Annotated in this window: 15 protein-coding genes and 1 pseudogene; 2 read left to right on the forward strand and 14 right to left on the reverse strand. The window is 36.8% G+C overall.

The annotated features are described in order from the left end of the window. Positions 1-858, reverse strand: a pseudogene (locus J4P91_RS29380) (YitT family protein). A gap of 174 nt (positions 859-1,032) precedes the next feature. Here J4P91_RS29380 and J4P91_RS06975 point away from each other — a divergent pair. Continuing rightward, entirely contained in the window at positions 1,033-1,908 is an 876-nt protein-coding gene (locus tag J4P91_RS06975) for a nitrate reductase (RefSeq protein ID WP_207993366.1), read from the forward strand. Between the two features lie 182 nt (positions 1,909-2,090). On the opposite strand, the gene alr is transcribed toward J4P91_RS06975, so the two are convergent. After that, entirely contained in the window at positions 2,091-3,266 is a 1,176-nt protein-coding gene (gene alr / locus J4P91_RS06980; RefSeq protein ID WP_207993367.1) for an alanine racemase, read from the reverse strand. 172 nt (positions 3,267-3,438) lie between these two features. On the opposite strand from alr, the gene J4P91_RS06985 reads away from it, so the two are divergent. Beyond that, complete coding sequence (locus tag J4P91_RS06985) at positions 3,439-3,900, forward strand: DinB family protein (protein WP_207993368.1); 462 nt, start codon at positions 3,439-3,441, stop codon at positions 3,898-3,900. A 76-nt stretch (positions 3,901-3,976) separates the two neighbouring features. Here J4P91_RS06985 and J4P91_RS06990 read toward each other — a convergent pair whose 3' ends face one another. From J4P91_RS06990 to J4P91_RS07045, 12 genes are all read right to left on the reverse strand, one after another. Then, positions 3,977-4,753 carry a Cof-type HAD-IIB family hydrolase gene (locus tag J4P91_RS06990; protein WP_207993369.1) on the reverse strand — a complete coding sequence of 259 codons (777 nt, stop codon included), beginning with the start codon at positions 4,751-4,753 and terminating at the stop codon, positions 3,977-3,979. Between the two features lie 119 nt (positions 4,754-4,872). Further along, positions 4,873-5,073, reverse strand: a complete 201-nt coding sequence (locus J4P91_RS06995) for a 4-oxalocrotonate tautomerase (RefSeq protein ID WP_279538563.1) — start codon at positions 5,071-5,073, stop codon at positions 4,873-4,875. Positions 5,074-5,088: 15 nt separating this feature from the next. Further along, entirely contained in the window at positions 5,089-5,877 is a 789-nt protein-coding gene (locus J4P91_RS07000; protein WP_207993370.1) for a 2-keto-4-pentenoate hydratase, read from the reverse strand. 3 nt (positions 5,878-5,880) lie between these two features. After that, positions 5,881-6,906, reverse strand: a complete 1,026-nt coding sequence (dmpG, locus tag J4P91_RS07005) for a 4-hydroxy-2-oxovalerate aldolase (RefSeq protein WP_207993371.1) — start codon at positions 6,904-6,906, stop codon at positions 5,881-5,883. Continuing rightward, positions 6,893-7,792 (reverse strand): acetaldehyde dehydrogenase (acetylating), encoded by a 900-nt coding sequence (locus J4P91_RS07010; protein WP_207993372.1) that lies wholly within the window; start codon positions 7,790-7,792, stop codon positions 6,893-6,895. The genes dmpG and J4P91_RS07010 overlap by 14 nt, the downstream gene beginning before the upstream one ends. 32 nt (positions 7,793-7,824) lie before the next feature. Beyond that, the gene (locus J4P91_RS07015; RefSeq protein WP_207993373.1) at positions 7,825-8,604 is read right to left on the reverse strand and encodes a 2-keto-4-pentenoate hydratase; all 780 of its coding nucleotides are present in this window, start codon (positions 8,602-8,604) and stop codon (positions 7,825-7,827) included. Positions 8,605-8,679: 75 nt separating this feature from the next. Further along, positions 8,680-10,149, reverse strand: a complete 1,470-nt coding sequence (locus tag J4P91_RS07020; RefSeq protein ID WP_207993374.1) for an aldehyde dehydrogenase — start codon at positions 10,147-10,149, stop codon at positions 8,680-8,682. A gap of 12 nt (positions 10,150-10,161) precedes the next feature. After that, positions 10,162-10,620: a RidA family protein gene (locus tag J4P91_RS07025; RefSeq protein WP_207993375.1), complete on the reverse strand. Its 459-nt coding sequence runs from the start codon at positions 10,618-10,620 to the stop codon at positions 10,162-10,164. Beyond that, on the reverse strand, positions 10,592-11,635 hold the full coding sequence (locus J4P91_RS07030; protein ID WP_207993516.1) for an amidohydrolase family protein: 1,044 nt from the start codon (positions 11,633-11,635) through the stop codon (positions 10,592-10,594). The genes J4P91_RS07025 and J4P91_RS07030 overlap by 29 nt, the downstream gene beginning before the upstream one ends. Further along, positions 11,620-12,159, reverse strand: a complete 540-nt coding sequence (gene nbaC / locus J4P91_RS07035) for a 3-hydroxyanthranilate 3,4-dioxygenase (RefSeq protein WP_017152068.1) — start codon at positions 12,157-12,159, stop codon at positions 11,620-11,622. The genes J4P91_RS07030 and nbaC overlap by 16 nt, the downstream gene beginning before the upstream one ends. A 28-nt stretch (positions 12,160-12,187) precedes the next feature. Then, positions 12,188-12,736 carry an FAD synthetase family protein gene (locus J4P91_RS07040; RefSeq protein WP_207993376.1) on the reverse strand — a complete coding sequence of 183 codons (549 nt, stop codon included), beginning with the start codon at positions 12,734-12,736 and terminating at the stop codon, positions 12,188-12,190. Positions 12,737-12,755: 19 nt separating this feature from the next. Then, complete coding sequence (locus J4P91_RS07045; protein WP_207993377.1) at positions 12,756-13,502, reverse strand: IclR family transcriptional regulator; 747 nt, start codon at positions 13,500-13,502, stop codon at positions 12,756-12,758. Between the last annotated feature and the right edge of the window lie 35 nt (positions 13,503-13,537).

The raw sequence follows: 13,537 nt of genomic DNA on the forward strand, positions 1-13,537 counted from the left end.
CTAATCATTTGATGTTTGTCCTGAACGTGCTGACATTCCTGGACATTTCACACCAGTTGTTTCTGTTGAATAAGAAGCTTCAATGATGGCACTTGAATCTACAGAGAGAACGAAATCTTTCATCTTTGGGTAAATAAAGCGGTTTGTAATACAATAGATAATTCTCCGGTTTTCTCCTAAAAAACCACCTTCTCCATGTAGATACGTAACAGAAAGTTGTAACTCCTTCATAAGAAGTTCACCAATTTCTTTATTTTTACTAGAAATAATCATGACACTCTTGCCTTGATTAATGCCATCTAATATGAAATCAATCATCTTCGTAACAATATAGAAAATTGCAAGGGAAAACATTGCTTTCTCGATTGAAATAAAATAGCCACAAATACAAAAATAACAGCATTTACAGCAAGTAAAAATGTACTAATCGGCACTTTAAAATGTTTGTTCATCCAGACTGCTAACATTTCTGACCCGTCAATTGCACCGCCCATTTTCACAACAATTCCAACACCAATTCCAAATAACACCCGTCATACAATACAATTAGTAATTCAGACGTTGTAATAGCCGGAAATGGCTTCAAATAAATTAAGCCGAGAGTTGTTATAACGTTTGCATAGGACGTACGAATAAAGAACCGTTTCCCCATTACTTTTGCAGTAAATAATAAGATAGGAATGTTAAGTCCTAAAAATACACCATAAAGCGGTAAACCAGCAACTTTATTTGCCATAATAAAAATGGCTGTTACCCACCATCTACTAGTCCATTCGGCGCTAAAATAAGCTCCAAAGAGCCAGCCACAATAATCGATCCAATTGTTAATAAAACATATTCAAATATTTTTTCATTCATTACCCCCAAAACGGATATATTTTCTTAGTATTATCATGGCGAAAATTCTCTATTTTCGCAAAGAAATGGCTATGTTTACACAAATCCGACACTTTTTTGGAAATTTTTATATATTCTATTTCTAAATATTATATAATTATTTTATTGAATCTTTAGAAAAAAAGGAGTTTTTTTATGTTACAAGAGTTATTCAGCTCCCCTATCTTATCTATAGACTCATTACATCCAGGTTATGAAGATCATGCAAGTGACGTCTGGCTCATAAAAACAGAAACAGAGGAGGTCATCGTTCGATCTTCTAAAATGAAAACAGAACCAAACAATGATTTTTGGTGGGGATGTAAACATCTATTTGGGATTGATCCAAGAAATGTACACGCGCTAGAAACGATACATAAACAGTTGCAACAGTATACAACGCTCCCTATTCCAAAAATATTACAAAAACATACATTAGAGCGAGAATATGTCGTCGTTGAGAAATTAAATGGTCAAGTACTCAAATCATTTATTGGACAACCCGACTCTATATTATATTGTCTTGGAAAAGGATTGGCACAAATCCACCAATATAAAACTACCTATATTGGGAATCCGTCTGGAACTTTTCAAATTCCGCTTCATAAATTTCACCAACATATAACAGACGTAAGTAAACAACTTGTAACTATGTTTTACTCTAATCATTCTAAAATAAATGATTCATTCGAAGTTTTTCAATCACAACTTTATGCGCTATCGACACCGAAGGAAACAACTCTTATTTTAATCGATATGGACCCAACTCAATTTTTAACAGATGATATAGAGATTACTGGATTAGTAGATACTGAGGCTTACGTAATTGCACCAAGAGAACTTGATTTTATCGGATTAGAATATGTATTTACAGAGAAAGAAGCCAACGCTTTCCGGAAAGGTTACGAGACAATTATGCCTATTCCGGATTTAGAACAATGCAGAGCACCGTACCGATATTTATATCGATTATTATCCGTTCAAGGAAATGTGGATTTAGAAGAATGGTTACAACACCCCGCCTTTTTCTAAAATACTCTTAAGAAGATTACAATATGTAGATTCAAAAAAAGAAATCATTACTTCTCTGCAATCTATGAGCTAAAAAAACATTTAGTCTCATGGCACAAACAAAACAATTTTTATATCAACGAGAGAATAAGTCACATAAAAAAGACTGAATCAGCCTATCATGATTCAGTCTTTTTCCATGTTTATTTTTTTCGCAGTATATTCACAACAGCCGTCGTTTCGCCGTTTTCTTTATATACACGCGGGATTCTTCGATCTAACATACAAGTCACTTCATAATTAATGGTACCAAGCATATCAGCTATTTCTTCTACAGGAATTTCTTCTTCACCTTGTTTACCGTAGAAAACTACTTCATCCCCTACGTGTACAGGCATTGCTTTCGTAACATCTAACATTAATTGATCCATACAAACGCGACCAAGAACTGGTACACGAATTCCATTAATTAGCGCCTGTCCCTTATTTGACAGCAGACGGTTATACCCATCTGCATAGCCAATTGGAACAGTTGCAATCCACTCTTCGCCTGTTGTCACATACGTATTCCCATAACTTACACCACGATCTTTTTTCGCATGTTTAATATGAGCAACTTTCGACTTTAATGATAATGCCGGCTCTAAGGAAACAACTGTATGATCTACTTCTCTTGAAGGATACATACCGTATACGCCAATTCCAACGCGGACCATATTTTGAAATGTATTGCTAACTTCCATTGATCCAGCACTATTTGAACTGTGGATATACGGAAGATGAATTCCCATTTCTTTCGCTGTATTTACAGCTTTCTCAAATAAACTCGTTTGCATATTTGTATATGTTTTATCAATTTCATCTGCTGTAGAGTAATGTGTAAACATACCTTCTATTTCTACATACTTCATGTTGTTTAGTTCTTCTAAAAATGGACGGACTTCTTCTTCTTGTAAACCAATACGGCTCATTCCTGTATCTATTTTCACTTGAATACGGGCTTTCTTTTCAAGTTCTTTGGCGATTTCATTAATACCTTTTAAATCTTCTATTCTATATACTGTCATCATGATATCGTATTCAATCGCATCTTTAGCAGCTTCCACTGGTATATAACCTAAAACTAAAATTGGCACAGTAACTCCGGCTTCGCGTAGTTCGATTCCTTCATCTACAAATGCAACAGCAAGTTGATTCACTCCTGCCTCAATTGCCGCTTTTGCAACTTCAACTGCCCCGTGTCCATAACCATTCGCCTTTACAGCTGCCATCATTGCAATATTTTTATCGTTTACATGTTTTTTAAATTCTCTCACATTATGTTTTACAGCATCTAAATTAATTTCAACAACTGTATCTCTTCCATATCTCGAACTCATTGGTCTAAACTCCTAACTCAATAATTGCTTTCCATTCTATTTCTCGTTCATTATGACCTTTTACAATATAATACTTTTCATTTCCCTAGTCAAACTACTAGAATTTTCGGAATTTTGAATATGATATAATACTCTCAAGACACTATTATATACGGAGATGAGGAGAATTACAATGTTTGTTCAAGCTGCATTGCATCAACTTACAGTTGCTGTTGATACATCTATAGAAATGCTTAATCAACTCACCGAATTAGATTTACAAAGTAAACCACTTCAAAATAAACGATCATTATTTGAAATGTGTGCTCATCTTTCTCTCATTTGTCATGCAGATCTGCTTATCTTAAATGAAGCTACACAAGAAGAATTACATACATTTTATCTAGAACATACACCCGAAACGATTGTTCAAATGCAGCAAACTATGCTTCAAGGGTATAACCTTCTTTCTAAAACATTTCTATCCTATTCAAATGACAAGTTAGCTGAAATAACAACTGCATATTGGGGCATTTCCTATTCCCGTTTTGAATGGTTACTTGAAATTGTTGCTCACTTCTACCATCATCGTGGACAAATTTATATTTTATTAGTTGAACATAGTAAAGATCCTAAAATTTCATTATTCGAATGATTTTTTCATTCGAATAATGAAACCAATCAAAACATGAACAATCTCTTGACCAAAATCACCTAAATGATAATTATTTTTAAATGACACCAAACTCCTTTAATGCATAGGCTATCCCGCCTTCACTTGCCTTTTTTGTAACGAAGTCTGCCTTTTGCTTTAGCCTTTCCCCGCCATTTCCCATGGCAATTCCTAAACCTACATACTCTAACATATCAACATCATTTCCACCGTCTCCAAAAGCAATTGCTTCCGATTCACAAATATTTAGATAATCCAATACCTTCTTAATAGCCGTTAGCTTAGAAACTTCAGTATCCTCAAGTACATTCATAACATATCCATGAAAACGATCAAATTTAAGTGCTGGAAATCTTTCTAGAAATTTTTGAGCTTCTGTTTCATCCGCATACAAACACACGCAATAAACCTCATCTGAAAGGGATTTCATTTTTTCAGGATATTGTTGTAGGTTTAAAGTCTCTTTTAATGCTTTCATTACCCTTTCATCATTAGAAGCCATGCCATTCATTGCGAATTCCTCTGTAAAATAAGAAACACCATGACCATTTAACTCGGCAAAAGTTGTGATATCATGAACTGTTTCTCTCGAAAGCACTGATTTATGTATAACTGTATCATTACATTTTATATGTGCACCATTCGCGGAAATAAACGTATCTATGCCTATCTCTTTAAATTCTGCACATAAATTGTAAGGCCTCCCTGTTGTAACTACTACTATAATTCCTTTTCTAATCAACTTCCCAATCGCTTCTTTCGTACTCGCAAGGATACTCCTGTCAATTTCACTCAATAAAGTACCATCAACATCAAAAAATACAATTTTATACATATTACCCTCTCTTTCTCTTATCCTCTTTAAACAAAGAAAGATATTAACACATTATTTCTGATTTTTCAAACAAATAAGCGATTCTTATTAGGATTAAGAATCGCTTCTACTCGAAATTATTATTTTTCTTCCACACTACCTTTTACCTTTCCTCCAACACCCCAATGTGAACCTGGAATCTCATTTACTAGGACGCGTACTCGTTCCATATCCACCTCCAAACTTTTGGCAACTGCATCTGTAACATTCGAAATGAGATTTTGAATCTGCTCCTGTTTTCTACCTTCAATAATTTGAATTTGTACAATTGGCATACTCATCTCTCGCTTTACTCTTTATTCACAAAACATTGATACACTACCCAAACCTTCAAACTGTGCAATAATAGCGTCACCAGCTTTAAAAGCAATTGCTTCAGATAATGCTCCGCTTAGTACAATATCACCTTTTTTCAACCCCTCATTTTGTAATCCAAGCTTATTTACCGCCCAAGCAATTGCCGTTGCAGGATGTCCAAGTACCGCTGCTCCCGCTCCTGTTGTGGCCATTTTACCGTTTTTCGACATCACCATTCCGGTATTAGCTAAATCTATTTCCTTAGCATTAACCCATTTACTCCCTAATAGAAATTTTGAGGATGAGCAATTATCCGCAATTACATCAGGTAATGTAAATTTAAAATTCAAATAACGACTATCAATAATTTCCAAAGCTGGCGCAACATATTTTGTTGCCTTTAATACATCATCCGCTGTAACGTTAGTACCTTGTAAATCCTCCCCCATTAAAAAGGCAATCTCTGGTTCTACTTTTGGATGAATTAGCGTTTCATACTGCACAGGTTCCCATTCAAACGCTAACATATCATGTAATAAATAGCCGTAAATCGCTTCATCAATCCCCATCATTTGTTGTTTCGCTTTACTTGTTAATCCAAGCTTTACTCCAACTCTTTTCGATCCTTCTTTCATCTTCTGTTCAACTAACCGATTCTGCAATATGTAAGCATCTTCTACTGTTAAATCAGGATGCTGATCCGTTACCTTTACTACTTCTTTTCGTTTCCTCTCGGCCTGAAGTAAATATTCAACAATCTCCAAATCCGCCCCTTTAACTAAAGCCATATTTTACACCCCCGCTTTTATCTTCGCTAATTCAGCTGCTACATCTAAAATCATATCTTCTTGACCGCCAACTACTTTTCTCTTACCAAGTTCTATTAAAATATCACGAGCATCTACGCCAAATCTGTGAGCAGCTCTTTCAGCATGTAGTAAAAAGCTTGAATAGACACCAGCATATCCCATTACAAGACTGCCTTTTTGGATTTCTTGCGGCCCTGGTAACAGCGGCGCAACAATATCCTCTGCCAAGTCCATCATTTTATACAAATCTATATCTAACCTATATCCCATCCGATCCAATACAGCTAACAACACCTCTGTTTGTGCATTCCCAGCCCCGGCTCCAAGGCAGCGGACACTTCCATCAATACGAGTTGCCCCTTCTTCAATTGCAGCAACTGTATTTGCTACTGCAACAGAAAGATTATTATGACCATGGAAGCCAATTTCAATATTTAAAGATTGCCGTAATGCCTGAATACGTTCACGTACTTCATGTGGCAATAAAGCGCCAGCTGAATCTGTTACATAGACAGCTTGTGCTCCATAACTTTCCATAAGTTTTGCTTGTTCTACTAATTTCTCAACTGGTGCAGAATGTGCCATCATTAAAAACCCGCACACTTCCATACCTAATTCCCGTGCAAAATGAATGTGCTGCGCTGAAACATCGGCCTCTGTCACATGAGTTGCCACACGGACAAGTTTTGCTCCAATGCTTTTTGCTTGTTTTAATTCATGGACAGTACCAATGCCAGGGATAAGTAAAACAGCTACCTTAGCATGTTTACACTCTTCTACTGCCACTTCAATGAGTTTCATTTCATCTATTAACGATTTCCCATATTGTAAAGTGGAACCACCTAATCCATCTCCATGACTGACTTCAATATAATGCATACCAGCCTCATCCAACGACCTAGTTACAGAACGAACTTGTTCCTCTGTAAATTGATGCCTCATTACATGACTTCCATCACGTAAACAAACTTCAGTTATTTTGATTGGCATATCACTATTTCGTTTCATTCATCACACCTCGTTCCTGCCTTTCAATTATTCGGCATGCAAACCCTTCTCCAACTTTTAATGCCGCCGCTGTCATAATATCTAAATTACCAGCGTAAGGAGGAAAGTAATCTCCAGCTCCTTCTACCTCCAAAAATACAGTCACACGGTTCCCATCAAACATTGGTTCTTGTTTTAAAGAATACCCTGGAACGTATAACTTAACTATTTCAACCATCTTACAAATCGCCTGCTGAATTGAGAATTCATCCATATGCTTAACTTCACAATATACTGTATCTCTCATTAATATAGGAGGATCTGCAGGGTTTAATATAATAAGTGCTTTTCCACAATCTGCTCCACCGACTTCTTCAATCCCACGCTTTGTTGTAATCGTAAATTCATCAATATTTGCCCGTGTACCTGGCCCTGCACTTAAACTCGAAATCGTAGCAACTATTTCCGCATATGTAACGTCCGCTACTTCATTAATAGCATGGACAATCGGAATTGTTGCTTGCCCGCCACAGGTAATCATATTCACGTTTCGCGCTTCTACATAATTATCGTCTTGTATAGCTGGACAAACAAATGGGCCACATGCGGCTGGTGTCAAATCTATCACTAATTTTCCTAACTCTCTTAAGACTTCTGCATGATAAATATGGGCTTTAGCTGAAGTTGCATCAAATATAATATCCGCTATGCTAGGATTCTCAATGATTGCTTGTATACCATTATCAAAAATCTCATATCCTTCTTCCTTCGCTCTCTTTAATCCATCCGATTCAGAATCTATCCCTATCATGGCAGTCATTTCAATACCTTCACTTTTTCTTAATTTATACATTAAATCCGTACCGATATTTCCAGAACCTATAATAGCCGCCTTCACTTTCCTCACATATATCCCCTCCTTTTCACATAATCATAAGATTATACAAATTTAATAGAAACCGAACCAAGAGACCCGAAATCAGCTTGAATTACATCATTACATTGAACTGAAACAGCGCTTGATAATGCACCTGGCAAAATTAATTCCCCTGCCTTCAATGATATATGAAATTCACTAAGTTTATTCGCTAGCCAAGCAACAGCTTGCGCAGGATGCCCTAATGCCGCTGCCCCTGCTCCAGTAGCAATTAAACTATTATTTTTATAGAGCGTCATTCCAGCTGTACGTAAATCTACTTCTGATACGTTTGAAAACTGATTACCCATCACGACTTTCGCTGATGAACCGTTATCTGCTACTGTATCAGCAAGCTTAATCTTCCAATCTGCAATACGACTATCAATAATTTCAAGTGTAGGTACAATATATTTCGTTGCCATTAGCACATCTATATATGTAATATTAGGCCCACTCAAATCCTCTGCTAAAACAAATCCAATTTCTGCTTCTACTTTCGGAGATACAAACGAATCTATAGAGATTATATTTCCACTTTCTACTTTCATATCATCTAGTAAATGTCCGTAATCTGGTTCATCTACTCCAAGCATTTTCTGCATGGCATTACTCGTAAGTCCAACTTTTTTTCCAATCACTGTGTGGCCTTGTTTTAGCTTTCGTCCCACTACTTCGAGCTGAATGCTATACGAATCTGAAACTGATAAATTTGGATACCTTTCTGTAAAAGGAGAAATTGGTCTACATGTTTGTTCTGCCTGCAACAGTTCATCTGCTAATTCCTTTATTAACACTTGCATTTATCTCACCTCATTTTTAGAATCTATATTTATAAGACATCAGTGGAAATACCATTCCACTGATGGAGTTTCACTTTATAATTTCATCGTGACTGTCTTCGCTTCCGTATAAAATTCAAAGCTATGGCGTCCACCTTCTCGACCAATACCACTTGCCTTAGAACCACCAAATGGGGTACGTAAATCTCGAACATACCAACAATTAATCCATAACAAGCCCGAATCAATTTGTGAAACAACTCGCTGTGCTCTTCGAAGATCATTTGTCCAAACAACCCCCGCTAAGCCATAAATAGAATCATTTGCGATACGAATTGCATCTTCTTCTGTTTTAAATGGAATAACAACTAAAACTGGACCAAAAATCTCTTCCTGGGCTACACGCATACGGTTATCAACATCATATAATACAGTTGGTTCATAAAAATTCCCTTGCGCTAGACCCTCGATCCTTTTTCCGCCATGGGCTAATTTTGCTCCTTCTGAAAGACCAATTTCTACGTAACGATCAACTGTTTCTAGATGGGATTTTGAAACAAGCGCTCCCATATCCGTCTCTTCATCAAGAGGATCTCCAACTTTTATCTTTTTTACGGCTGCTACAAATTTCTCTAAAAACTGTTCATATACACTTTCTTGTACAAGTAACCTTGAGCCAGCTAAACAAATTTCTCCTTGATTCCGATAAATCGCTTCAATTGATCCTTGTATCGCTTCATCTAAATCAGCATCTTCAAATACAATATTCGCTGATTTCCCGCCTAATTCTAACGAAACTGGTATTAAGTTTTCTGAGGCATTCCTCATAATTGTTTTCCCTGTATTACTTTCTCCTACGAATGAAATACGTCTTACAGCAGGATATGTCGTCATTTTTGTTCCTACCGTACTCCCTGGACCAGTAATAATATTAAGTACGCCAGGAGGCAGCCCAGCTTCATTCGCAATTTCACCGAGCATGACTGCACTTAACGGCGTGTAAGAAGCTGGTTTCACAACCACTGTATTACCAGCAGCTAGTGCAGCAGACGCCTTCCATGTCATCTGCATAAACGGCAGATTCCAAGGAATAATTAAACTTGTTACTCCTGCAGGTGCATATTTTGCATATGACATAAAGTTATGCTTATCATAGTGTTCATGCACCATATACTTCGCCATCTCAGCAAAGAAGCGAAAATTATGTGCGGAACGCGGAATATCAAAGCCACGACTCTCTTTTATCGGCTTTCCAACATCAAGTGTCTCTATATACGCTAACTCATCCACTTTTTCCATAATCAAATCGGACATTTTACATAAAATAGTGGACCGTTCTTCTACAGGCATTTTACTCCAAATGCCATTTGTAAACGTACGCTCTGCCACATCTATCGCTCGCTTTGCATCCTCTTCATTTGCTTGTGCAACAGAGGCAAGTTTTCTATTTGTCGATGGGTTGAACGTATCGAACGTTTCACCGGACATCGCATCAACATATTCACCACCAATAAATAACTTTGCATCTTTTACTTTCATTTTTTCAGTTAACAGTTCTTTATTCACACTCTTTGCCTCCTACTCTTCAATTTCTAAAACCATCTCAATTTCAATTGTTGTATTGTTCGGTAGTTGAGCCATTCCAACAGCAGAACGAGCATGCTTTCCCTTCTCACCAAAAACATCTACTAATAAGTCAGATGCACCATTCATCACTTTTGGCTGATCAATAAAATCTTCCGCACTATTCACAAAACCAAGTAACTTCACAACTCGTTTCACCTTATTTAAATCACCAAGTTCATTCTTTACGACACTTAATAAGTTCAACATCGACTGCCGGGCTGCCTTATATCCATCTCCTATTGATACATCCTTGCCTAATTTCCCATGGTACTCATCAACACCTTGTCCAGCAGTAAATAATAAGTTTCCAACCCTTACACAACTTACATAATTACCTACCGCCGGACGAATAGCTGGTAGTGTAAGTCCCATTTCATTTAATTTACTCTCTGGTGTTTGTACTTTCTGCATATACTACACCTCTTTTTTTCATATCAATATTTAAGAAGCTCGCTGCATTTCCACCAAGCATAGCTTCCTTTTGCTCCTCGGATAACTCAAGTGTCTCGTCAATTACTTTACCTGGATGAATTTCCCGTAGTAAAAACGGATAATCCGATCCCATAAAAATCTTTTCATGTCCAAATCGCTCTATCATATATTTAAGATTGACAGGATCATAGTTTAAAGAATCGAAATAAAATTTCTTTGCATAATGGCTAGGAGGGTACGTAGTTAGTCTCAGATGCGGCCATACTTGCCATCCTTGATCTAATCGCGGCAAAATATACGGGAATGAACCACCACCATGAGCAAAACAAATCTTTAGCCTAGGAAACTTCTCCATTATCCCACTCCATATAAGTGTGGCTGCGGCAAGTGCCGTTTCACTTGGCATCCCGACTGTATACATAAAATTATGATGTGGCATTCTATCACGTCCTAATGTTTCCCATGGATGAATAAAAATCGGGACTTGCCACTTTTCAGCCATTCGGAAAAATTCAATAAATGAGGGATCATCTAAATTTTTCCCATTTACATTCGTTCCAATTTCGATTCCATGTAACCTTAATTCCTTTATGCATCGCTCCATCTCACGAACTGCAGTTTCTCCATCTTGCATCGGCACTGTTCCTAATCCAACAAAACGATCTGGATATGCCTGGACTGTTTCCGCAATAAAATCATTTTGAATACGCGCCATTGCTTCTGCTTCTTCTGGTTTTGCCCAATAAGAAAATGTAACAGGAATTGGTGATAGTACTTGTATATCTACGCCTTCACGGTCCATATCTTCAATTCTTTTCTCCGGACACCATACTTGATCTGTCACATCGCGAAAGTTTTTCCCTCCAACCATAATGGCTGCACCACATGTACAAGTGCGATTTAATATTGGCCAACGTCCACCACCAAACTTCTCCTCAAAATCCGGAAATGTTTCAGGAATAATATGTGTATGAAAATCTATTCGCACTTCCATTCCTCCACTTCTTCTGGCATAATATGCCCACAGTTTTTGCACGCACGAATTTCCTTATTAGAATTAAAACTATGAATCGCTTCTTTCACTTGTTTTTCAATATCGTTTAATTGAACTCGTACGCGATGCATTTCATGATTACACTCATCACAGAACCAAACAAAATCTTCAAGTTCTCCTTGGTTACGTTTCCTTTCAATTACTAATCCATACGTGTCTGCAACGCGGTGCGGCGAATGTGGCACCATAGCTGGTAACATAAATACATCGCCTTCTTTCACTGTAACAACTTCACGTTTCCCCTCTTCCGTAATACATTCCACATAACATTCGCCTTTTATTTGATAAAAAAATTCATCTGAAGGATCTACATGGAAATCACGTCTTCTATTTGGCCCTCCTAATATCATGGCAATAAACTCTGAGTCTTGCCAAATTACCTTGTTATTCACCGGTGGTTTCAATAACTCTTTATTTTCATCAATCCATTTTAGTAAATTAAAAGATTGTAATGTTTTTGACATGTTTTTTCCTCCTTATAATTCATCCCATTTATATAGTTTTAAGAGGCCATCCTAATAAAGATTGAGACCTCTGTAATTCTCCTTGAAATAAATGATTTCGAATTCTCGTTGAAGAAATCCTTTCACCTTCTGCACAGCAAATTTCTTCAACAATAGAAACATCAAAATATTTCATTAACAGTCCTATATCACCTTCACGATCTTTTCCAAACCGAAAATCTTCTCCTACATAAATCCCTACTGGGCATAACTTTTGTAACTCTTGAACAAAGTGACTAGCCGTTCTCATTACATACGCTTCATCAAAACGAATAACAATTACATGTTCAACACCAAGTTCTTGAAATCGATTTAATTTCTCATCAATTGATGTTAATACTTGAGCTCCCTGGAAATAAGCACGTGGTGGTGGATCAAATGTATACACGACATTTGTAATCTGTAGTTCTTTAGATTTCTCTACCGCGTTTCTAATAACAGTTTGATGTCCTTTATGAACACCATCAAAAGCTCCAATGGAAACAATCGATTTTATTAATTTAGGTACACAATAATCATGTATATAAATGATTTTCACCTCTTTTTTTTAATCGGCATCAAATATCTAAATAACCAAATTCTTTTGAAATTAAATTTGCCGTATTCATTACACTTCGAATCATGACTTGACGATTACTGCCTTGCATATACGTTATTGGCCCAACAATATTAAGAGCCGCAATCGTTCTTCCAGTGTAAGAACGAATAGGAGCGGCAATTCCATATAGTCCATGCTCATTTTCGTTATCACTTATGGAATAACCTTGCTTACGAATTGTCTGTAATTCCTTTTGAAATTTCTTCATACAGGTAATCGTATTTGGCGCCCTGGGCAAAAGCGCATGCTCTGAAGTGTACTCTAAAGAAGAAGGATTAAATGAAAGTAGTACTTTCCCTGTACTTGTACAATATGCAGGCTTTCTAGATCCAACATGAGTTGAAATTTGAACGGAATCCTTTGATGAAACTTTCAAAATAAATACAACGTCTCCGCGATCAAACATACCAATATGCACTGTTCCATTAAATTTCCTCACAAGCTCTTCTACAATTGGAATTGCCCCACTATAAATCTCTTGTTGGAACATTACTTGATTGCCCCACTCAAGTAATTTCCAACCAAGCCGGTATTTTCTTTGTTCATCTTGAATGAGCATTCCTTCTTCACATAATGTACGAACAAGATGATGAACTGTACTCGGATTCATATTTAATTTCGCTGCAATTTCTGAGTTTCCTAATACTGGCTCATCACTAGTGAAACAATTTAGAATTTTGCAAATTTTACTGATAGAAGCGATCAAAATAACTTACCTCCCCTATTCCAGTTACATATTTT

It is taken from the genome of Bacillus sp. XF8 (assembly GCF_017498755.1).
Taxonomy (GTDB): Bacteria; Bacillota; Bacilli; order Bacillales; family Bacillaceae_G; genus Bacillus_A; species Bacillus_A bingmayongensis.